We start from the raw sequence: 23439 nt of genomic DNA, 5'->3' as shown, positions 1-23439 counted from the left end.
GCTTACACTGGTACGCCGTTCACTGAAATGTCAGACAAACTGGTGGAGGATATTTTCAGCCAGTGTGCTTGGGGCAGCAGGGATGTGTATTCTTATCATATTGCCCGTTCAAAATACATTCGTTTATAACATTTGCGGATTTGGCATTCTGAGTGTGCTTATGGTTAAAATAGGGTGCAGGATAAAGGACAGAGACCATTTAATACGGGGTACGATAATTCTGTATTTATCAGCTTTTGTTCTGGGAGGCATCTGGGAGATGTTACTGGGGCAAATTGCTTCCAGTGGTCTTCTTCTGGGAGTAATAAGTTTTCTTACCTTGCGATGTATTTTAAGCTGCTATCAGAGATACAAACAAAAAACAGAATATCTTTACGAGGTTGTAATTAATCTGAATGGTAAGAACAAACATGTAATGGGGTTGTGCGATACCGGAAATCAGTTAAAACAGCCGGTTACCGGAAAGCCGGTAAATATCATTGATTTTGATGCCATCAGTGATATGTTGGAAGAGGAAGTAAAAAATCAGATACTCCAGATGTACCAATTTCAAACTGCAGAAGCGTTAACAGAGAAAATTTGTTATATCCCGTATCATTCTATTGGAGAAAAAAATGGTTTGCTGCCGGGAATACGATTAGATTATATCAGCATACGAAGGTCTGGGGCGTCGCAGCTTATTAAAGGAGCTGTTGCAGCAGTCACAAAAGAGTCCGTTAGTGCGAAGGGAAAATATCAGATGATATTAAACCCTTCAATGTTAGAAGATTAGGAGGAATAAAAATGGTTATAAAAGTTTCAATGCCACATCGTTTTCAGTTTCGCGTTGTATCATCGCTTCCCAACCTTATTTTGAAAAGGCCAAATGATATTCATTATATTGGCGGCAGTGAAGTGCTTCCGGCACCTTTAGAGCCGGGAAAAGAGGCTGAGGTAATCAGTGACCTGGGAACGGAATACGATAGCGATGCGAAATCGTTATTAATCGAACACAACTTAAGATTAGTAGTATACATAGCAAAAAAATTCGACAATACAGGTGTCGGAGTAGAGGATTTAATATCAATAGGAACCATTGGTTTAATTAAGGCAATTAATACCTTTAATCCGGAGAAAAATATCAAACTGGCAACTTATGCTTCAAGATGTATAGAAAACGAAATCTTAATGTATCTGAGAAGAAATAATAAAACAAAGATGGAAGTGTCATTCGATGAACCGCTGAATGTGGATTGGGATGGAAATGAATTATTATTATCCGACATCCTGGGAACGGACGAAGATGTAATATATAAAGACATGGAAAATGAAGTTGAACGGAAATTGCTGGGAAAAGCAATTGAAAAACTTTCAGATAGAGAAAAAACAATCGTGCAGTTGAGATTCGGTATTAATACAAGAGACGGGGAAGAAAAAACACAAAAAGAAGTGGCAGATCTGCTTGGTATTTCCCAGTCTTATATCTCCAGACTGGAGAAGAAGATTATAAAGAGACTGAAAAAAGAAATTGTGAGGTTTGAGTAATTCCAATATAAAACAAACAGCGGAAGTAGTGAGCCGGCAGGGATTTTATCCTGTGTGGACTGATTGCTTCCGCTGTTATTTTTTATCTGGAATATTAATAATTTTTCAGTTGTAATTAGTCGCAAGCAATGATAATATAGTGCTAACAACTTGTAAAGTGAGTTTACTATTTAAGAAGAAAAGGGGTAATATTATGGGTGTTATTGTAGGAAATGAATCAAAGAATCTGCCGGAGTCTATGGAATGCCTGCTGAAAGATGTCCGGGAAAAATTAAAAGATGAAGACTTGTTTGACATGTTTCGCAACTGCTTTACAAACACACTGGATACCACGGTGAAAAAAATGGAAGATGGGACAACTTATGTGATTACCGGAGATATTCCCGCAATGTGGCTTCGGGATTCGGTGTGTCAGCTCCGTCCCTATTTGATTTTGGCAGGCAGAGACAGTGAAATAGCAGATACGCTGCAGGGATTGATTGAACGGCAGTTTCAGTGTATCGGAATTGACCCCTATGCGAATGCATTTAATGAGGCTGCAAATGGACACTGCTGGGAAAAGGATGAAACGGATATGGGACCATGGATATGGGAACGAAAATATGAGGTGGATTCTCTTTGCTTCCCGCTTCAGTTTTCCTATCTGTTTTGGAAAAATACCGGACGGACGGCACATTTTAATGATACTTTTGCAAAAGGAGCCAGAAAGATACTGGAGGTTTTCAAAAGAGAGCAATATCATGAAGAAAAGTCTGAATACCGTTTTATCCGGAAAAACTGTACTTTCACGGATACGTTATCCAGAGATGGGAAAGGTGCTTTGGTTCGTTCCGGAATCGGTATGACATGGTCAGGTTTTCGTCCAAGTGATGATGCCTGCACATACGGTTACCTGGTTCCCTCCAATATGTTCGCAGTAGTTGTCCTGGGATATCTGGAAGAAATTGCAGAGTTAATATTAAAGGATCAGGAATTAAAAGAAGCATCAGGAAAACTGAAAGAGGAGATAAGAGAAGGAATTGAGACATATGGCATTACCAGAAGAGATGGGTTTGGAGAAATATATGCATATGAGGTGGATGGATATGGACAGTTTAATCTGATGGACGATGCCAATGTACCAAGCCTGTTAGCGATGTCATATCTGGGATACCAGGGAAAAAGCCTTCCGGGAAGGCCTGGTGATGAGGTTGCAAAAAATACCAGAGCATTTATTTTGAGTGATGGGAACCCCTTTTATTATGAAGGAAAAGCTGCCAGGGGAATAGGAAGCCCCCATACACCAGTGCGCTACATCTGGCATATTTCCCTGGCTATGCAGGGACTGACCAGCGACACCCAGGAAGAAAAACGAAAAATTCTGGAAGTGCTGAAAAGTACCGATGGAGGAAAAGCACTGATGCATGAAGGCTTCGATGTGGATGATCCCACTAAATATACCAGGGAGTGGTTTTCATGGGCGAATGCTATGTTTAGTGAACTGGTACTGGAATATTGTGGTTACCATGTAAATAAGTAAAATTTGTACATTAAATATAGAATCCTGCAAATTGCAGATACAGTCTGGTTATAGTACGATGATATAAGTGATATGAAATAAATTAAAATTATATATCTAAAAATAAATGATTAGCACAGGAGGATACCATGTTTTTAACGGATAATAAATTAGAAGCGAGAACCCAGCAACTGAAGGGATACCGTTATCGTGAAGTAATGCATCTGGGTGATTTTCTGGTAAGTGAGGACCGTCAGGGAACTGTGAATCCTGAGGTACCGGCTGATTACGATGGATGGGACAGCATGCAGGTAAATGATACCTGGGAGGGAAGAGACAGATATCTGTGGCTTCATAAAGATATCACAATTCCGGAAGAATGGAAGGGAAAAAAGGTATTGGGTATATTTGATTATGGTAATACCGGAGCCGGTAATAATTCGGGATTTGAGTCACTGCTGTATGTGGATAAAACACCATACCAGGGGGTAGACGTTAACCATAAAGAAGTGTTTTTTGAGGAAAAGCATCTGGGACGCAGTCTGGATCTGACATTTCGTCTGTGGTCGGGCCTGGAAGGCGGCGGAGCACCTGTTCCCCAGGAGCATAGAATCAATCAGGCTGACCTTGCCTGGCTGGATGAAAAAACGGATGACCTCTACTATTTGTCATCTATGATAATAGATGCTGTTAAAAATCTGCATGATGATGACCCGGTAAAACATCAGCTGCGCACAGCACTGGACAGTGCGCTGGAATGTATAGACTGGTCCTATCCGGGAAGCAGCAGCTTTTATGAATCTGTTCATTTGGCAGATGAAAAGATAAACGAAAAGATCGAAAGCATGGGTAAGGATGCCCGGATACTGGTAAAATGCGTTGGGCATACACATATAGATGTCGCATGGCTGTGGCGTTTGAAACACACCAGAGAAAAGTGTTCCAGGTCATTTTCTACGGTTCTGCGTCTGATGGAACAATATCCTGAATATGTCTTCCTGCAGACCCAGCCTCAGTTATATGAATACATAAAAAATGATTTTCCGCAAATATTTGAAAAGATCAAAGAGAAAGTAAAATCCGGTCAATGGGAAGTGGACGGAGGCATGTGGGTAGAAGCCGATTGTAACATTACAAGCGGTGAATCTCTCACAAGACAGATATTAATTGGCAGTAAATTTATAAAAGATGAATTTGATAAAGAGGTGGAGTACCTCTGGCTTCCCGATGTATTCGGGTATTCCTGGGCGCTGCCCCAGATCTTAAAAAAATCCGGTATAGATATGTTCATGACAACCAAGATCAGCTGGAACCAGTACAACCGCATGCCCCATGATACGTTCAAATGGAAGGGCATAGACGGAAGCGAAATCCTTACCCATTTCATAACTACACCGGATCCGTGGAGTACACCGGGATCCTGGTTCTACACTTATAACGGGCAGCTTACGGCGAAGACGGTAAAAGGAGTATGGGATGCTTACAGTGAAAAAGATATGAACAAAGAACTTCTCATTTCCTATGGATATGGAGACGGGGGAGGCGGTGTGAACAGGGATATGCTGGAGCAGAGAAGACGGATCGATAAGATACCGGGACTTCCGGCGCTTAAGACCTCCACTGCAGGCGCTTACTTTAGAGACCTTAAGGATACGGTAAAGAATACTGATCAATATGTCCATACCTGGGATGGAGAATTATATCTGGAGTATCATAGGGGAACTTATACCAGCCAGGGTTATAATAAGCGCATGAACCGGAAAATGGAATACCTGTATGGTAATACGGAGTGGCTGACAGCCATGGCAGCACTTTCCCAGGGAGATCTGAAAAAAGCGAATCAGGAAGCCCTGACAGAAGGTTGGAAAATCCTTTTGACAAACCAGTTCCATGATATCATACCCGGTTCTTCTATCCATGAGGTATATGAAGATTCCAAAGTGGACTATGAAAAAGCGAGAGACATTGCAAGGGAAGTAGAAAAAGAAGCATATGGAATTATACTGGATGAATCAGAAGATACCTATACGGTTCTCAATCATGCATCCTGGAAGCTGGATGGCATTATAGAAATACCTGAGACGGGAATACTCCGCTGCATGGATCAGAGTGGAAACAACCTGAAAATGCAAACCGGAACGGAAGGAACATATGTCCAGACAGGAGAAATTCCGGCGATGGGATTTGCACAGATCAGGTGTGTCAAAGAATCCGGCGGGGCGGATAATTCCGGACTGGAAAATGATTCCTTTTATATAGAAGGAAAAAGTATCGAAACAAAATATTATATTATTGATTTTAACGATCATGGGCAGATCAGCAGGCTTTATGACAAGGATGCAAAGCGGGAAGTGCTTGCAGAGGGAACAAAGGGCAATGTATTGCAGATGTTTGAAGACAAACCTCTTGGGAATGATGCCTGGGATATTGATATTTTCTATCAGCAGAAGATGAAAGAAATTACAGATCTTCAGAAATTCCAGATTGTGGTTTCCGGTCCCCTTATGACAGTAGTCCATCTGGAATGGAAGTATATGAATTCTACGGTTGAACAGGATATTATTTTGTATGAGGATAACCGCAGGATAGATTTTCGGACAAAGGTGGATTACCATGAGAATCATCAGCTGTTAAAAGCAGCATTCCCTGTGGATATTCGAACGACTTATGCCACATACGATGTGCAGTACGGGAACGTGAAGCGCCCGAACCATTGGAACACCAGCTGGGATCAGGCTAGATTTGAAACAGTTGCTCACAGATTTGCAGATTTATCAGAACATGATTATGGGGTTGCGCTATTAAATGACTGTAAATACGGTTACGATGTAAAGGATAATATTTTAAGAATCACGCTGCTTAAGGCGGCTACCCATCCGGATCATCTACAGGATCAGGGGTTGCATGAATTTACTTATGCACTTCTGCCTCATAGGGGTGATTGTATAAATGGCAGGGTGATTCAGGAAGCCCACCGGTTAAACCGTCCGTTAGAGTTAAGAAAAGGTACGGCAAAACTTCCCTATGAGAGTTTCCTTGTATTTGACTGTGACCATGTGGAGGCAGATGCCATTAAGAAATCGGAAGACGGCAATTACCTGGTGGTGCGTTTCCATGAATTCGCTGGTTCCAGATGCCAGGCAGCTATAAAGCCTGGATTCCAGTTTACCGCTTGGGCTGAAGGAGATCTGAGAGAACGACCGATTCAAGATTTTTGCAGTGAAACCGAAATCTCCATGATGTTAAAGCCATTTGAAATTAAAACAATTCTATTTAAATGTTAGAGTTTTTTCAGACACGCTCTAACTAAGGCATGCCGGTAAAAGGAGGAATAGAAATGCAGCATGATATTTTTAACTGGGAGCGGATTATGAATTTTTTTAGCAGGATATATTATTTCCTGGGAATAAATTTTCTGTTTATCATATGTAATCTGCCGGTTTTGTTATTTTTACTATTTGTAGGTATCAGCCGTGCCGGAACTTTTCTGCCGCTATTTCTTTTGTGCCTCCTTCCGGCAGCACCTGCATTTTCAGCGGTACTCTATTCCATGGGCAGATTCGTATCCGGAATCGAAGCCGGTGCAGTCAGAGATTATCGGAAAGGATATGAAAAATACTTTAAAAAGGCAGTAAAATCAGGGGCTCTTCAGTTAACAGCCATCTTTATGATATGGACCAACCTGAATTTTTTCACCAGAATAGTTCCGGTGTTTTTACTGGCGGTTTTATTTATGCTGTTGTTTCTTGTTGTATTGCTGTTAACGCCAAATCTGTATTTTCTGACGGTAAATACTGAATTAACCTCCCCGGATGTGTGCAAACTGGCACTGGCTTATACATTGGGCAAGCCAGTGGCTGCCATCGGCAATCTGGCGGCTTTCGGTATCATACTTTTGGCTTTTGAACTGTCCCCGGGTACAACGGTTTTATTTATGGGCAGTTTCTACGGATTTCTGGTTGCTTTTATGAACCGGCGGATTATATCGGAAATGAAAGAAAAATACGGTAAAGCCTAAAGCGTCCCTTTCGCGGGCAGCTGCCTGTGTATTAAGGAGTATAGAAGTGCGTTCAGGTCTTCTATACTCCTTTTTTTGCTGTATATTATATAATAATTATGGGGGTGATGTGAAATATGAATAAGAAAACACCAAAGCAGCTTTACCGGAAATTATTCCGTACATATACACTGATCAGTGTGGGCATAGCAGCAGCACTGGTCGTTTATTTTATTATAAATACCAAAGGACAGATACAGGAAAAGAGTTTGAAATACATGCAGAAAGTGGGGGAGGATGCTTCGCGGGAAATTCTGCGTTCTTCGGATAAAGCAGATAATATGCTGGCGGATTTGTATAAATCCAATACAGAACTCCGGGATGTGATATCTTATCTTACGGAAGATACTACTGCTTATTTAAAACACAGGCTGGATGCATTCTCGGCTTCTTCATCTGCCAGCTATAACGGGATTGATGATTTTGCATTTAATGCCATGGAAGAAAGCCCGCAGATCAAAAGCATTCGCTTCGTCAGCTACCCAAAAGAAGAACTGACCGTATATACCCCGGATGGCAAAGTCTCACGCCGGGAAGTGTCAGGGTATTTAAGGAATCAGTTAGATGAAAAACGAATGGAACAGCCCCTGCAGTATGAATTTTTAAAAGAAATCCGTGATCCGGTGACACTGGAGAATATCGGATGCATGATTGTCTTCTTTCAAAATGCAGGGCTTGCCGATGCATGGGAATATTTTGAGCGGTGTGATCTGTTGGTTTACAGCAGTTTTGGAAATCTTGTGTTCGATTCCAGCGGCAGGGGTGATGCAAAGAAAATGCTGTTGTTGGAGGATACCAGGCAGATGGAAGAAGAGCTGAAAGCCTTTGTCAACTACCGCCAGGTCAAAGATTTCCATGTAGCTGCCTCCATCGGAAAGTCCCGGGCGGATGTAATGCCGGCGGGGCTGTGGGCTACCATTATTCTAATCGGGCTGTCTATTGTTACCCTTGGTATTGTGTTTATCCATTTTTATCTGATCAAGCTGACCGGCAGACTGGATGGGATATTAGATGGAATGGAACGGGTTACTAAAGGAGATCTGGATGTCCGGCTGAAAGTAGATGAGGAAAAAGATGAACTGGATGTAATTGCAGAGCATTTCAATGAAATGTGTGTGGAACTGAACCATTACATTCAAAAGAGTTATCTGGCACAGATTGAGCAGAAGAATGCGGAGATGGCGGCATTGCAAAGTCAGATCAATCCTCATTTTCTATACAATACGTTGGAGTCCATCCGTATGAAGGCCATATGCAACGGCGACAGGGAGGTGGGGAAGATGCTCTACGGTCTTGCCGTCATATTCCGCAGTCAGATTAAAGATACCGATATTATCACGCTGGCAAAGGAACTTCATTACTGTAAAAAGTATCTGGAATTATTTGAATTCCGATATCAGAATAAGTTCCAGTTTGAGATTGACTGTCCGGAAGCATTTGTGAATATACCGGTCATTAAATTTATCATTCAGCCTGTGATCGAAAATTACCTGGTACATGGTATCCGCCTGGAGGATAGTGACAACCGGATCTGTATTGAAATAAAAGAGGATAGCGATGATATGCTGATTGTGGTCTCGGATAACGGATATGGCATGAAGGATGAGGCAATTACAGATAAAAACAGGGAATTAAATTGTCTTTGTGAAGAGTCAAAGGGTTCAATCGGAATACAAAATGTAAATCTTCGCATGCGGGCGGCATATGGTAAGGGTTATGGGGTTCTTTTAGAGGCAAACCAGCCAGCCGGTCTGCGGGTAAATTTACGTTTTCCATTAAAAGGAGCAGGTTATGATGAAAAAAGTAATGTTAGTTGAAGATGAAGAATTTATTCTGCAGGGAATCAAAAATATAATAGACTGGGAAGCTTTGGAAATGACCATTGTCCATATGGCTCATGATGGTATTGATGCACTTGCCTGCTGGGAAAAAGAGGAAGTGGATATTGTGGTATCCGATATCTCCATGCCGAGAATGAATGGACTTGATCTGATGGAGCGGCTGAGGGAGAAAAGTAAAAGGGTCCGCTTTATTATTCTTACGGGATACGATGAATTTGAATATGCCAGGGCAGCAATTCACCTTGAAGTAGAAAACTATATTTTAAAGCCCATAGATGAAGAGCAGCTGGAAAAATCTCTGCAGTCTGCAGCAGCGAGGCTTAAGGAAAGAGAAGAGGCAGATATGGCGCAGATTGATGGTAAGACAGATTTTATGCGATTCTTAAACGGTAAAATGAATTACGATGAACAGGTACATTATATGACGCAAACCGGCTTATCCGCCACGAAACCCTATACATATGCGGCGGTAATGAAACTTAAGCTGGACAGCCTGGGTGAGTTTAAGATTACCGATGTAATGAGCTGGCTTGGGCAAATAGTGACAGAAGAAGAAATACGCGTATATCATTTACCGCCTGACAGCATTCTTCTGACTTTATCCAGCCAGTCAGATAGAGCAAGAGAAGTCAGAAGATATCTGACGGATATGCAGAACCAGATTGAGAAGAGATTTGGCATTCACATTTTTACCAGCATCAGTTCTCCTTTTATGGAATTTACGGAAATGCCCCGGGCGTACCGGGAAGCGCTTTCCAATCAGAAATATCTGGTTATTGATGGATATGGAAGCTGTGTTGATCAGGAGTATATCAATAACAGGAAATCTATGGATATTTCCGTAGATGCAGAACGGTTTCAGCGGCTGATCATCCAAAAAGATAAAGCGAGTGCACTCAGTTATCTGGAGGAATTGTTTATAAATCATGTAAACAGGGATATGGAGGTAGACGTACTATTACAAATGTGCCTGAGAATAGCCGGTATCATTCAGGATATACGGGAAGAATACAAACTACTGGACAGCGGCGGAAAGCATCGCTTATATCATATAATTGAAGAAATTAATCAGGCAGAGGATATCATTTCCGTGAAGACCGTCTTTCGCGAAGAAATTATAAATATGATTGACAGCCTGCACACAGAAGAATCATATTATACGCCTGTGATCAAGCAGATTCTTGCAGAAGTCAGGGAAAACTACAGGGAAGATATGAACCTGAAGACCCTCGCCCATAAATATCACATGAATACATCCTATCTGGGGCAGATTTTTCAAAAAGAGGTGGGGTGTTCATTCGCGCAGTACTTGAGCAATACAAAAAACAGCAGGGCGAAAGAACTGATTCTAAGTACCAACATGCGCATTAATGATATTGCAAAGGAAGTAGGGTATCCGGATACCAGTTACTTCTATCGAAAATTCAAGCAGTGTTATGGGGTGTCACCTGCCACACTGCGGGAAATGAAAAAATATTAACAGGGCAGACCACTGCGCCATATTTTTTTACTTGCTGTTTGTCCAGCTAGAAAATGTACAAGAAACCTAAAAGTTTTCAACTATATTCCAATTTTGTTACATGATATAGTAAATGTATCAAATAACAAGGGAGGGAATAAAATGGGAAACAAAAATGGAAAATTTTTAAGCCGTTTAAAGGCGAATAAAGAGCTGTTGTTTTTAAGTCTGCCGGGCGGCATATGGTTCCTGTTGTTTACCTATCTGCCGCTGTTTGGAATTTTAGTTGCTTTTAAAAAATTCCGGATAGCAGACAACGGCGGATTTTTCAAAAGTCTGATTGAGAGTGAATGGGTTGGATTTGACAATTTCAAATTCCTGTTCGCAAGCGGGGATGCAGCCAGAGTATTCTTAAATACAGTCTTGTATAATCTGGTATTCATCATACTGGGAGTGGCGCTTCCGGTTCTGGTTGCCCTGCTGCTCAATGAGATCCGGAACAAAGGCATGGCAAAGATTTATCAAAGCGCTATGTTTCTGCCATATTTTTTATCCTGGGTTGTGGTTAGTTACTGTCTATTCGCATTCTTAAACCCGGAAAAAGGTTTTGTCAATAATGTTCTGCAGCAATATGGAAAAGAGGGGATTTCCTGGTATACAGAAAAATCCTGGTGGCCATTTCTGATTATCCTGATGAGCCAGTGGAAGGGAATCGGTTATAATACGGTGGTTTATCTTGCCTCTATCTGCGGAATTGATAAAACATATTATGAGGCTTCAGTCCTGGATGGGGCAACAAAGTGGCAGCAGATCAAATTCATTACTTTACCACTTCTGAAACCGGTCATAACTATTTTACTGATCATGTCAATTGGAAAAATATTCAATGCAGACTTCGGTCTTTTCTACCAGCTGCCTAAAAATTCTGGTGCGTTGTTCGATGTGACGAATGTTCTGGATACCTATATCTTCAGGGCATTGCGTGCCAATGGAGAGATCGGGATGAGTTCGGCAGCAGCATTGTTCCAGTCAACGGTAGGATTTGTATTGATTATGGCTGCTAATAAAATCGTATCCAAAGTGGACAGCGATAATGCACTATTTTAAGGAGGGAATAGAATGTTTGCCGGATATAAAGAAGCAAAACTTGAGAAAAAGCTACAGAAAATAGAAGCAGAACAGTGTAAATATAACAAGGTAAAAAAACCGACCAATGTGATTTTTAACATTATTTTAAGTGCACTTTCGTTGTTTTGTGTGATCCCATTTATTTTTGTTATGATCATTTCATTTACGGATGAAAAAATCCTGGCTGTGAATGGCTATCAGTTCTTTCCTGAAAAACTGAGCTTTTACGCATACCAGTACATTATCAATGCCGGAGATAATATAATTCGCAGCTATGGAGTTACCATTTTTGTTACTGTTACCGGAACGGTCATTGGACTCTTGCTGACAGGTACATACGCATATGCCCTTTCCAGAAAAACCTATGCCTACCGAAAGTTATTTACTTTGGTAATTACAGTGCCAATGTTATTTAGCGGAGGTATGGTTGCAAATTATTTAGTAGTTTCCAAATTCCTCATGCTGAAGGATACGGTCTGGGCATTGATTTTACCACTATGCCTGAACACCTTTAATGTAATTGTGCTTCGGACCTTTTTCAAAACCAGTATTCCGGATGCAGTCGTAGAATCAGCGAAAATAGACGGCGCATCCGAATGGAAACTTTTCTTTAAAATTGTAATTCCAATGGCATTGCCGGGGCTTGCCACGATAGGTTTATTTCTTACGCTTGCATACTGGAATGACTGGTTTTGCGCCATGATGTATCTGGACGGAAAAGAAATTTTGCCGCTGCAATACCTGCTAATACAGATAGAAAATTCCATTGACTGGCTGGCAAGCAATAAATCCATGATGGGCGTTGATGGGATACAGGCTGCGGCTAATCTGCCAAAAGAGACTATTAAGATGGCGATAGTGGTAATCTCCACTTTGCCAATTGTCTTTGCATATCCATTTTTCCAAAGGTATTTTATCAATGGGTTAACGATTGGAGCAGTAAAAGAATAGGTGAGAAAGAGAATCTATGCATCTATTAAAAAAGTAACCGCAATAGTTGTGGAAATGAAGAAAGGGAACGGATTATGAAATTTAATAAAATAAAAAAAGCAGCAGCACTCATCACTGCAGGTGCACTGATTCTGGGAATGGCATCTGGATGCGGAAGTAAGGAGACGGCAAAGGGGACAGATGGGGAAGAGGTGGTAACACTTATTTGGTATCAGGATGGTGATGCGCAGAAAGATACCCCTCAGGTTCTGGAAAAAATCAATGAGTATACAAGAGAAAAAATAGGAGTGGAGATCAAAATTAATAATATCGGCTGGGGTGATTATAATCAGAAGATGCAGGTGGTAATTAATACCGGGGATAACTGGGACTTGGCATTTACAAGTTCCTGGGCAAATGATTACTTACAGATGGCTCAAAAAGGAGCATTCCTGCCTCTTGACGATTACCTTCAAAAAGAAGGAAAGGAAATGTATGAGAAAATTGACAAGCGTTTCTGGGATGCGGCGAAGATCGGAGGCGTGACCTATGGGGTACCAAATGAAAAGGAGATCGGCAGTTATCCAATGTGGGTATTTACCAAAGAATATGTGGATAAATATGATATTCCGGTTTCGGACATCCACACATTAGAAGATCTGGAACCATGGCTGCAGCTGATCAAAGAAAAAGAACCGGACGTAGTGCCCTTATATCTGATTAAGAGCTTTACTGCGCCAACCTATATGGATAAAATACAGGATCCCGTAGGAATCGAATATGGGGATGAATCATTGACGGTGAAAAACCTGTTTGAAACGGACCAGATGAAAAATACCCTGAATACCATAAGAAGGTATTATCTGGCTGGATATATCAATAAAGATGCGGCAACCGCAACGGATGACAAATCGGTGAAACGGTTTGTGACAAAAGGGGATGGACAGCCCTATGCAGATGTCGTCTGGGGAAAAGACCTTGGATACGAAGTGGCAATCTCTCCCATTATGGATATGCAGGTAACCAATGCTTCAGCCAGAGGTTCCCTGACTGCAATATCAAAGAACTGCAAAAACCCAGAGAAAGCGGTGGCGTTTTTAAATCTGGTAAACACGGATGAATATTTGAGAAATCTTCTAAACTATGGAATCGAAGGCGTACATTATGAAAAAGTTCCGGTATCGGCTGAAGAGAAAGAGGCCGTGAAAGGAAAGCCATATGTATATGACACTAAAGTGAAGCTGATTGAGGAAAAAAGAAAAGATTACTCCGTTCCGTACTGGATACAGGGGGGCTTGTTCAATACTTACGTGCAGGATACGGAACCGGCAGATAAATGGAGTACGTTTAAAGAGTTTAACGATCAGGCTGTTAATGCTCCTTCCTTTGGGTTTGATTTTAATTCCGAACCGGTAAGTACCGAGATCGCAGGTTTCCGGAATATTCTGGATGAATTCGGACCGTCCCTGTTTACCGGAAGTGTTGAACCTTCCGAATATCTGCCGGAGCTGCAGAAAAAACTGGAGGCGACAGGATTACAGAAGGTAATTGATGAGATGCAAAAGCAGATTGATGAATGGAAGGGGAAGGCGGCAAAATGACCCCATCTGCTCTCACCAAACACAGCCTCCATCTGCACAGCTGGTTTTCTCATCATGGCGGGCTTTAGAATTTATCCTGAATTCAAACAAAGTATCATTGAGGTATTAGTAAACTTGGTTTATAATATAAGTATTAACAGGAACATAAAAGGGTTTCAGGGTTTACAAAATAAAATTCAGGAGGAGAAAATCTATGGTTACTCAGATGTTACAGGATAACTTCAGAATGCGCAGGCTGGAGGAAGGGGAATGGCTGCCAGCGATTGTACCGGGAACGGTTTACACCGATTTGCTCTTAAACGGGGAGATGGAAAATCCATTCTGGAAAGACAACGAGGATCAGGCGCTAAAGCGAATGGAATTTGACTATGAGTACAGTACCATGTTCCGGGTGGATTCTGTGGTGTATGAAAAAGAAAGGGTATTACTCCGGTTTGACGGGCTGGATACGATTGCCGACATCTATGTAAATGGAGAACTTGCGGGGCAGGCTTATAATATGCACCGGATCTGGGAATTTGATGTAAAGAAGCTTTTAAACCCGGGGCAGGATAATGAGCTGCATGTAGTTCTGCACTCTCCCCTGCAGTATATCCGGGAAGCATTTGAAAAGTCTCCTACCCGGGGATCGGAAGATGCCATGGATGGATTTGTTCATATTCGAAAGGCACATTGTATGTTTGGCTGGGACTGGGGTGCACACCTTCCGGATGCGGGAATATTCAGACCGGTCAGGCTGATTGGAATAGACCATGCCCGCATTGACAGTGTTTATATTACCCAGATACACGAGAATGGAAAAGTACGGCTTCAGATCCGGGTGGAAGAAGATAAGTGCGACAGCGTTTCCACTACCTATGAAGTAAAGGTGACCGATCCCGAAGGCAATTGCTGGGACTATGAGAATTCACCGGATGAAATCACTATTGAAGAGCCAAGGCTCTGGTGGCCAAACGGATACGGCGCCCAGGATTTATATGAGCTGGAAGTAATTCAGAAAACTGGGGGAACCGAGACGGATTCCTGGAAACGCCGTATCGGGCTTAGAACCATGACCATGCATATTGAAAAAGACCAATGGGGGTCCTGTTTTGCACACCAGGTAAACGGGATATCTATTTTTGCCATGGGTGCGGACTATATTCCGGAAGACCATCTTCTTGGGAGAGTGAACAGCAAAACTACAAGAAATCTTCTGGAACAGTGCAAATCGGCAAATTTTAATGCTATACGTGTCTGGGGCGGCGGATACTATCCCGAGGACTGGTTTTATGATATCTGTGATGAATTAGGGCTGGTGGTATGGCAGGACTTTATGTTTGCATGTGCCGTGTATGATCTGACTCCGGAGTTTGAAGCGAATATCCGTCAGGAATTTACAGATAATATAAAGCGTCTGCGGCATCATGCATCACTGGGACTGTGGTGCGGAAACAATGAGATGGAACTGTTTGTCAAAGAAGGCAATTGGGTGAGCAGACACTCAGAAGTAAGGGATTATTTTCTGATGTACGAACGCATCATACCGGAGCTTTTAAAAGAATATGACCCGAATACGTTCTATTGGCCGGCAAGTCCTTCCTCAGGCGGATCTTTTGATGAACCAAATGATCCAAACAGAGGCGATGTACATTTCTGGGAAGTATGGCACGGAAATAAGCCGTTTTCTGAATACCGCCGGCATTATTTCCGTTATGCTTCGGAATTTGGTTTTCAGTCATTTCCAAGTGTTAAGACGATAGAAACGATAACGGATGATCCAAGAGATATGAATATTTTTTCATATGTGATGGAAAAGCATCAGAGAAATTTTGGCGCTAACGGGAAGATTATGAATTATCTTCAGCAGACCTACTGCTATCCTTACAGTTTTGAGACAGTAATCTATGCGTCCCAATTACTTCAGGCAGACGCGATCCGTTATGGAGTTGAGCATTTCAGGAGAAACAGAGGGCGCTGTATGGGAGCGATTTACTGGCAGCTCAATGACTGCTGGCCCGTGGCTTCCTGGGCATCCATCGATTACTGCCAGAGGTGGAAAGCACTTCACTATTATGCAAAGCGATTTTTTAGTCCGTGTATGATATCCTGTGAGGAAGAAGGACTTCTAACACAGGATGCAGATATGAACCGCCAGCATTACCATATTGAAAAATCGATTCATTTGAATGTTGCAAACGAAACCAGGGAAGATGAGAACGTAACAGTAAAATGGCAGCTGAGAGATGCCGGTGCCATGGTATTAAGAGAAGAGAGCAGAGAAATTATGGTTCCGGCATTGACCAGTGTATGGCTGGATAAGGAAGAGTTGCCGGACGTGGATATGTTTACAGAATATGTCAGCTATCAGTTGATGAAAAATGGAGAACTTATATCAGAAGGAACCGTAATCTTTTCACTTCCCAAATATTTTAAATACCAGGATCCGCAGCTTACGTGCCGGGTAGAAAATGGAGAGATCATTATTCAGTCGAAAACATACGCAAAAAATGTAGAGATTTTAAATCAGAAGGAGGACCTTATTTTATCCGATAATTATTTTGATATGAACGCAGGAGAGAAGCGGATAAAGATAATCAGTGGAAAGCCGGATAAACTGCGGCTCAGGAGTGTTTATGACATTGGATGATGAAAAAACAACACCCCCATAAGGAATTTGTCAAGGGCTAAAAGTTGACATAATTTTTTTCATATTTGAATATTTGAGAGCCATAATGTGAATCATTCTATTAAACAAATTAATAGGAGGATGAACGTTATGGCTCTTAATAAAGTAGAAATTTGTGGTGTGAATACATCAAAGCTTCCCCTTTTAAACAATGAAGAAAAAGATGCACTTTTTGCCCGGATTCAGGAGGGCGATGAAGAAGCAAGAGAACTATACATCAAAGGAAACTTAAGGTTGGTATTAAGTGTAATTAAACGTTTTTCAAGCAGCAATGAAAATGCGGATGATTTGTTTCAGATAGGCTGTATCGGTCTGATTAAGGCAATAGATAATTTTGACTCGACCTTAAATGTAAAATTTTCTACTTATGCGGTTCCGATGATTATTGGTGAGATCCGCAGATACTTAAGGGATAATAATTCAATAAGGGTAAGCAGGTCACTGAGGGACACGGCTTACAAGGCGATTTATGCAAAAGAAGGCTATATGAAGAAGCATTTAAAAGAGCCTACCATTAATGAGATCGCAGACGAGATTGGTATCGCAAAAGAAGACATTGTATTTGCTATGGATGCGATCCAGAGTCCGGTCAGCCTTTATGATCCGGTTTATACGGAAGGCGGAGACACCCTCTATGTAATGGACCAGATCAGTGATAAGAAGAATAAAGAAGAGAACTGGGTGGAATCCATCTCTTTAAATGAAGCAATTAAAAGATTGAACGAACGGGAACGCCATATTATTGAACTGCGTTTCTTCCAGGGGAAAACACAGATGGAAGTAGCAAATGAAATTAATATATCCCAGGCACAGGTTAGCCGACTGGAAAAAAATGCGTTAAAGAGCATGAAGAACTATTTAAGATAACGTAGTGGGGAATATCCTCATAATATCAGGCATGAAGGTGAGCACATGGAATCAATTTGGAGTAAAACAGCAGAAGTAACAGCTATGCCATCCCTTGCGGATAACCTGGAAACAGAGGTAGCTGTAATTGGTGGAGGTATGGCGGGAATTTTAATTGCATATTTTCTACAGCAGGAAGGCAAGAAAGTCATTGTATTTGAGGCGTCCAGAGTAGGCAGCGGACAGACGAAGAATACAACTGCAAAGATTTCATCCTCCCATAACCTGATCTACCATAAATTAATACGCGATTGTGGTATCGAAAAGGCGAGACAATATGCCCTTGCCAATCAGAAAGCTATCAAGGCTTATCAAAACCTGATTGACAAATACCAGATCCCCTGTCATTTTCAGGAGCTTCCTTCGTATCTTTATTCCGTAACCAGATCTGATAGCCTGGAAGCAGAAGTAAAGGCAGCTCAGAAATTAGGAATACACGCAGAATTCACCACTCAGACAGAACTGCCTTTCCCGGTTGCAGGAGCAGCCAAGTTTTATGGACAGGCGCAGTTTCATCCGTTGGAATTTCTGGATAAGATGATTAAGGAACTGACGATTTATGAAAATACAAAAGTAAAAAGTGTGGAAGGGCAGGAGATCGTTACCGACTCTTATGTAATTCATGCGGAACAGATTGTATTTGCCACTCATTATCCTTTTATCAATGTACCGGGATACTATTTTATGCGTATGCATCAGGAGCGAAGCTATGTACTGGCGCTTGAAAATGCTGTGCAGTTAGACGGCATGTATCTGGGTATTGATAAAGAAAACAGTTTTTCTTACCGCAATTACGAAGATCTGCTATTGATTGGCGACAGCGGGCACCGCACAGGAGAAAATAAAGTGGGAGGCTGTTATCAGAAATTGTGGGAAGAAGCATCCAAATACTGGCCTGGGAGCAGGGTATCAGCTTCCTGGTCGGCGCAGGACTGTATGACGCTGGATGGGATTCCTTATATCGGACAGTATTCCAGCCAGACTCCGGACTGGTATGTAGCGACAGGATTTGGGAAATGGGGAATGACTTCTTCTATGGTTTCCGCAATGCTGATTTCTGATTTGATCATGAAGCGGGAAAATCCTTTTATGGAAGTATTCTCACCCCAGCGATTCCATTTGTCGGCTTCCGCTAAAAATGTGGTAACGGATGGGTATAAAGCAGCGAAAGGAATTCTGTATGAGAATTTAAAAATCCCAAAAGAAAATATTGAGGAACTTCCGCTTTCCCATGGCGGTATCGTAGAATATGAAGGGAAGAAAGCCGGTGTTTATAAAAATGCAGAAGGGGAAGTCTTTATCGTTGATACCAGATGTCCTCATCTGGGCTGTCAACTGGAATGGAATCCCGATGAACTGTCCTGGGATTGTCCCTGCCATGGTTCCCGGTTTGATTATAAAGGAAATCTGATAGATAACCCGGCACAGGAAAATCTGAACACGGAATAAAACAAAAAGGGGGAAAAAGATGAAAAAAGTCCGGCAGTATCTGACCATACCCAGGAAAAGTTTCCATGGGGAGAAGAAGAAAAAAAGTTTTTTTGAAGGATGGTATCTGAAGCACCAGTCAGGGAAAGAGTCCTTAAGTTTTATTCCGGCTTTTCACATTGATGAAGAAGGAAACCGTTCGGCATCCATACAGGTAATCACCAATGATGAATCTTTCTACACAGAGTTTCCGGTGGAGTATTTTTATGCCAGTCCTCTGAATTTTTATTGCCGGATCGGAAAAAATACCTTTTCCGAAAAAGGGATCATTCTGGATATTAAAACAAAAGATTTAAGGGTTATTGGAAAAATAAGATATGGAGAACTGAAAGCACCCCGGAAAGACATTATGGGGCCTTTCCGCTTTGCACCGTTTATGCAGTGCAATCATGGGGTGCTGAGTATGCATCATGAACTGACTGGTACGGTAGTAGTAAATGGGCACAGATATGATTTTGCAGGCGGTACCGGATATATAGAAAAAGATTGGGGCAGCAGCTTTCCAAGCGAATATCTCTGGACCCAATGCAGCTGGAATGGAGGTGCCGGCGGTGACCTGATGCTGTCACTGGCAAAAATACCTTTGCTAAAAGGAAGCTTTACCGGTTGTATCTGCTGCATCATGCAAGGCGGAAAGGAATACCGGCTGGCAACATACCGCGGAGTCCGGATACTGATCTTTAACGATAAGGAGGCACTGATCCGACAGGGAAAATACTGGTTTCATGCGGAAGTCCTGAAACAGAATCCCTCTGATCTGAAAGCACCTGTAAACGGCAGTATGGGCAGGGCAGTGAAAGAGAGCCTCTCCTGTGAAATGCATTACCGTTTTTGGAAACGGGACGAATTAATCTTTGATGTGATCAGTCCACAGGCAAGCCTGGAAATAATGAAGGAATAATCATCGTCACATATCTAACGGGCCACTGCCTGCGCATATTGCGCAGGCAGTGGCTCCTTTCCGTTTGTCATCAACCCCTCTTTGCGTCATCCGAAAAACAAGCTTTACGTCAGTTCATGAGGCAGGTATAATGGGAACATAGAAAGACAGCAAGAACGAATAAACAGTCTGGATGGTGAGTGCAAAATGAATATGATGAAAATAACACAATGTCTCTACAAAGACGGATATTTCCATACCCTCCGGGCGGAAACGGAATGTTACCGCTATATGGGGGTTACCGATGGGAGAATCAGTTATCTTGGCGATGAGAAGCCCTATGGATATGAGAAAGAAGTTTCTTTAAACGGCAGGCATGTCTATCCGGCCATGATAGATGCACATCTGCACCTGATGTATACCATGGTGCTGGGCGCAAATAGTTTTTCGGTCTGCAAAATTGAGGATGGCAGAATATATCCGGATAAGCTGGAAGACGCAGCAAAGCTCATAACGAAAGAATGCCGGGAGAGAACCGGGAGGGATATCATTACAGCAAATCAATATATTGCTTCAGCAATTCCGGAAAAAAGGCTTCCCAACCGCCATGAGCTGGATGAATGGGCCAATGGTAAAAAAATTGTAATTTACAATATAGACGGGCATAGCAGCAGTATGTCAACAGCATTGCTAAAAGAACTGAATATTTATAAAGAGAACCATACCGGAATACTGACAGGCAGGGATCATGAAATTATACAGGGCAAAGTGATGGAGCTGATTGGAAAATCAGTAACACCCGCAGTATGGGCTAAAGGAATCGCAAGCTTTACAAATCTCTGTATAAAATACGGAATTGGCATTGTCTGTGCTATGGATGGAAATGGAGATGTAAATAAAGACAAGCAAACCAGAAGGTTGGCAAAAATAGCATCTCATATGGAGATTGGTGTGCGCCTTTTTCCACAATTTATGGATTTGAAAAAGGCCCGTTATTACCGAAAGTTTCAGAGGACGCCCAGGGTAGGAGGATGCGGCGACTGGGAAATGGATGGTTCTGTGGGATCTGGCAGTGCAGCATTTTACAGTCCTTATAAAGATACGAATGAGCTGGTGGACTGCTATTTCACATCAGAAGTAATTGCGGATAAATTAAAAGAAGCGGATGAGGCAGGATATCAAATCAGCAGCCATGCAATAGGAGAGAAGGCAATAGACGTTCTGTTAGACGGATATGACCGCTTTTGCCCGGCTAGAATGCATCGCATAGATCATTTTGAATTTCCGGATAAAGGAGCCGTAGAACGGGTTATGGAGAAGAACCTGGCATTGGCCGTGCAGCCGGGCTTTTCATGGATTGATAAAAATTATCTGAAAAGTTATGAGCAGTCTCTGCCGGAGCATATGATCAGTCAGCAGATTCCTTTGCGTACACTGATGGATCATCAGGTATGTATCTGCGGATCCAGCGATGCTCCGGTACAAGGCATCAATCCTTTTAACCAGATGCTTGGAATGATCGATTTTTATATACCGGAACAATCACTGACCATGTATCAGGCGCTCTGTACCTATACCAGGAATCCGGCGAAGATGCTGGGTGAGGAAAAGGAGCTGGGTACACTTGAAGTGGGAAAGCGGGCAAACTTTATGGTATCCGATAAAGATCTGTTAAAGATGGATAAAACCAATATAGCACAAGCTGAAATACAGTGCCTCTATCTGGATGGAATAAAGTGTAAAGAAAAAAAGGGAACGATTGGGGAGCTCATCCGGATGATGGCAGGAAGAAAACGCAAAATTTAAAATTAAATTCTATATAAATAGGAAGAAATATCGGATAAAAGTAAGAGATTTGCATTCATTTAAATTTCCAGGAAATAATGAATATATGAGGAAAAACAGAAAGGTTTGACAAGTTAGCATTTTACCACTTTATCTTAATACAATCTTAATGGTAAATCGAGAATTTAAATGCATTTTTAATATAGAAAACAGATAAATTATCACCGCCTTAACGAATAGTTTATTATAATTAGAACTTGCAGCAGGATGATTTAAGTTAAAATTTTTAAAGTGCGTATGAAGGAAAGGACATAAATAAAATGCTGAAGCTATTGTATAAAAAATTAACTCAAACCCAGATGATTGCAGTTGGGTTTCTTACAATCATATTGGCGGGTGCGCTGCTTTTGACTCTGCCGATTTCAAGTAAGGATGGACAGATGACCAATTTCCTGGATGCTTTTTTTACAGCAACTTCAGCCTCTTGTGTTACCGGCCTGGTGGTTAGCAATACCGTGGAGAAATGGTCACTGTTTGGACAGCTGGTTATCCTTGGAATGATTCAGATCGGCGGACTGGGATTTATGACCATCGGCGTATTTTTTTCAATTATATTAAGAAGAAAAATAGGACTCCGAACCAGAGGTATCTTACAGGAAAGTGTAAACACCATGCAGATTGGCGGTATTGTCCGCCTGGCAAAGAAAATCATAATCGGCACTGTCTTTTTCGAAGGACTTGGTGCTATATTATTAAGTATCCGGTTTATACCTGAATTCGGAGTGCTGCGGGGCAGCTTTTATGGAATCTTTCATTCAATTTCCGCATTTTGCAATGCTGGATTTGATCTGATGGGGAAAGAGATTCCCTATGCTTCCTTTACCGGATATTATGATGACTGGATTATAAACCTGACCATAATGACGTTAATTGTAGTAGGAGGTATCGGATTTCTGGTTTGGGATGATATCTGGACCCATAAATGGAAATTCCGCCAGTATAAACTGCATACGAAAATCGTAATTTCAGCAACCCTGGTATTGATTTTCGGCGGGGCGGTATTATTTTACTTATTTGAAAACAGCCACATCATCAGTGATATGTCCCCAAGCGGTAAAATTTTAAGTTCGCTGTTCAGCTCTGTTACCGCAAGAACTGCCGGATTTAATACCGTGGACACAGCGGCGCTTCAGGACAGCAGTAAGCTGCTGACCATAGTACTGATGTTCATAGGCGGCAGCCCGGGGTCTACAGCAGGCGGTATTAAGACAACAACGCTGGTAGTCATGATCTTCTATTTAAGAGAAAATATTACACAGAACCGCTGCTGTAATATATATGGCAGGAGATTGAGCGATGACGTAATTAAAAAAGCAAGTGCGGTTTTGTGCACTAATCTCTTCCTGTCTGTGGGAGCCGTGATACTGATCACTGCTATACAGCCAATACCAATGACAGACGTTTTACTGGAGGTATTCTCAGCAATTGGTACCGTAGGTATGTCTACCGGAATTACACGGGATCTGAATGCTATTTCTAAAATAATCATTATCTTTCTTATGTACTGCGGACGAATCGGAAGTTTATCGTTTGCATTATCATTGAGAGGGAATAAAAAAACGACACCGGTAGTACAGCCGGTTGAGCAAATTACGATAGGATAAGAAGGAGATA

General features: G+C 41.8%; 16 protein-coding genes. All 16 read left to right on the top strand.

Features of this window, described 5'->3' with window-relative positions; genetic code table 11:
- The coding region (locus tag RHS_RS13565) for a sigma-E processing peptidase SpoIIGA (RefSeq protein WP_395022364.1) at nt 1–772 on the top strand (772 nt) is incomplete at its 5' end.
- 11 nt (nt 773–783) lie between these two features.
- On the top strand, nt 784–1524 hold the full coding sequence (sigE, locus tag RHS_RS13560; RefSeq protein ID WP_027293538.1) for an RNA polymerase sporulation sigma factor SigE: 741 nt from the start codon (nt 784–786) through the stop codon (nt 1522–1524).
- A 193-nt stretch (nt 1525–1717) separates the two neighbouring features.
- Nucleotides 1718–3043, top strand: coding sequence for a glycoside hydrolase family 125 protein (locus tag RHS_RS13555; RefSeq protein ID WP_044289290.1), 1326 nt, complete (start codon nt 1718–1720; stop codon nt 3041–3043).
- 128 nt (nt 3044–3171) lie between these two features.
- Nucleotides 3172–6306 carry an alpha-mannosidase gene (locus RHS_RS13550; RefSeq protein ID WP_047833493.1) on the top strand — a complete coding sequence of 1045 codons (3135 nt, stop codon included), beginning with the start codon at nt 3172–3174 and terminating at the stop codon, nt 6304–6306.
- A gap of 53 nt (nt 6307–6359) precedes the next feature.
- Nucleotides 6360–7040, top strand: coding sequence for a hypothetical protein (locus RHS_RS13545; protein WP_044293103.1), 681 nt, complete (start codon nt 6360–6362; stop codon nt 7038–7040).
- Nucleotides 7041–7156: 116 nt separating this feature from the next.
- Nucleotides 7157–8896: a sensor histidine kinase gene (locus tag RHS_RS31005; protein ID WP_395022361.1), complete on the top strand. Its 1740-nt coding sequence runs from the start codon at nt 7157–7159 to the stop codon at nt 8894–8896.
- The gene (locus tag RHS_RS13535) at nt 8871–10400 is read left to right on the top strand and encodes a response regulator (RefSeq protein WP_242849078.1); all 1530 of its coding nucleotides are present in this window, start codon (nt 8871–8873) and stop codon (nt 10398–10400) included. Before RHS_RS31005 ends, RHS_RS13535 begins: the two co-directional genes overlap by 26 nt.
- Nucleotides 10401–10541: 141 nt before the next feature.
- Nucleotides 10542–11486 (top strand): sugar ABC transporter permease, encoded by a 945-nt coding sequence (locus RHS_RS13530; RefSeq protein WP_047833492.1) that lies wholly within the window; start codon nt 10542–10544, stop codon nt 11484–11486.
- A gap of 12 nt (nt 11487–11498) precedes the next feature.
- Nucleotides 11499–12458, top strand: a complete 960-nt coding sequence (locus RHS_RS13525) for a carbohydrate ABC transporter permease (protein WP_027293544.1) — start codon at nt 11499–11501, stop codon at nt 12456–12458.
- Between the two features lie 74 nt (nt 12459–12532).
- Nucleotides 12533–14038, top strand: coding sequence for an ABC transporter substrate-binding protein (locus RHS_RS13520; RefSeq protein ID WP_027293545.1), 1506 nt, complete (start codon nt 12533–12535; stop codon nt 14036–14038).
- Nucleotides 14039–14231: 193 nt separating this feature from the next.
- The gene (locus RHS_RS13515) at nt 14232–16667 is read left to right on the top strand and encodes a glycoside hydrolase family 2 protein (RefSeq protein WP_047833491.1); all 2436 of its coding nucleotides are present in this window, start codon (nt 14232–14234) and stop codon (nt 16665–16667) included.
- 129 nt (nt 16668–16796) lie between these two features.
- Nucleotides 16797–17573 carry an RNA polymerase sporulation sigma factor SigG gene (gene sigG, locus RHS_RS13510; RefSeq protein WP_027293547.1) on the top strand — a complete coding sequence of 259 codons (777 nt, stop codon included), beginning with the start codon at nt 16797–16799 and terminating at the stop codon, nt 17571–17573.
- Between the two features lie 45 nt (nt 17574–17618).
- The gene (locus RHS_RS13505; RefSeq protein ID WP_027293548.1) at nt 17619–19061 is read left to right on the top strand and encodes an FAD-dependent oxidoreductase; all 1443 of its coding nucleotides are present in this window, start codon (nt 17619–17621) and stop codon (nt 19059–19061) included.
- Between the two features lie 19 nt (nt 19062–19080).
- Nucleotides 19081–20001, top strand: a complete 921-nt coding sequence (locus RHS_RS13500) for a tocopherol cyclase family protein (protein WP_047833490.1) — start codon at nt 19081–19083, stop codon at nt 19999–20001.
- 186 nt (nt 20002–20187) lie between these two features.
- Nucleotides 20188–21786 carry an amidohydrolase gene (locus tag RHS_RS13495; protein ID WP_047833489.1) on the top strand — a complete coding sequence of 533 codons (1599 nt, stop codon included), beginning with the start codon at nt 20188–20190 and terminating at the stop codon, nt 21784–21786.
- A gap of 299 nt (nt 21787–22085) precedes the next feature.
- Nucleotides 22086–23429: a TrkH family potassium uptake protein gene (locus tag RHS_RS13490; RefSeq protein ID WP_176731009.1), complete on the top strand. Its 1344-nt coding sequence runs from the start codon at nt 22086–22088 to the stop codon at nt 23427–23429.
- The last annotated feature ends 10 nt before the right edge of the window (nt 23430–23439 follow it).

This window comes from Robinsoniella sp. RHS (assembly GCF_001029355.1).
Classification (GTDB): Bacteria; Bacillota; Clostridia; order Lachnospirales; family Lachnospiraceae; genus Robinsoniella; species Robinsoniella peoriensis.
Note: the sequence above shows the minus strand (reverse complement) of the source record. Positions and strands in the feature narration are given on the sequence as shown.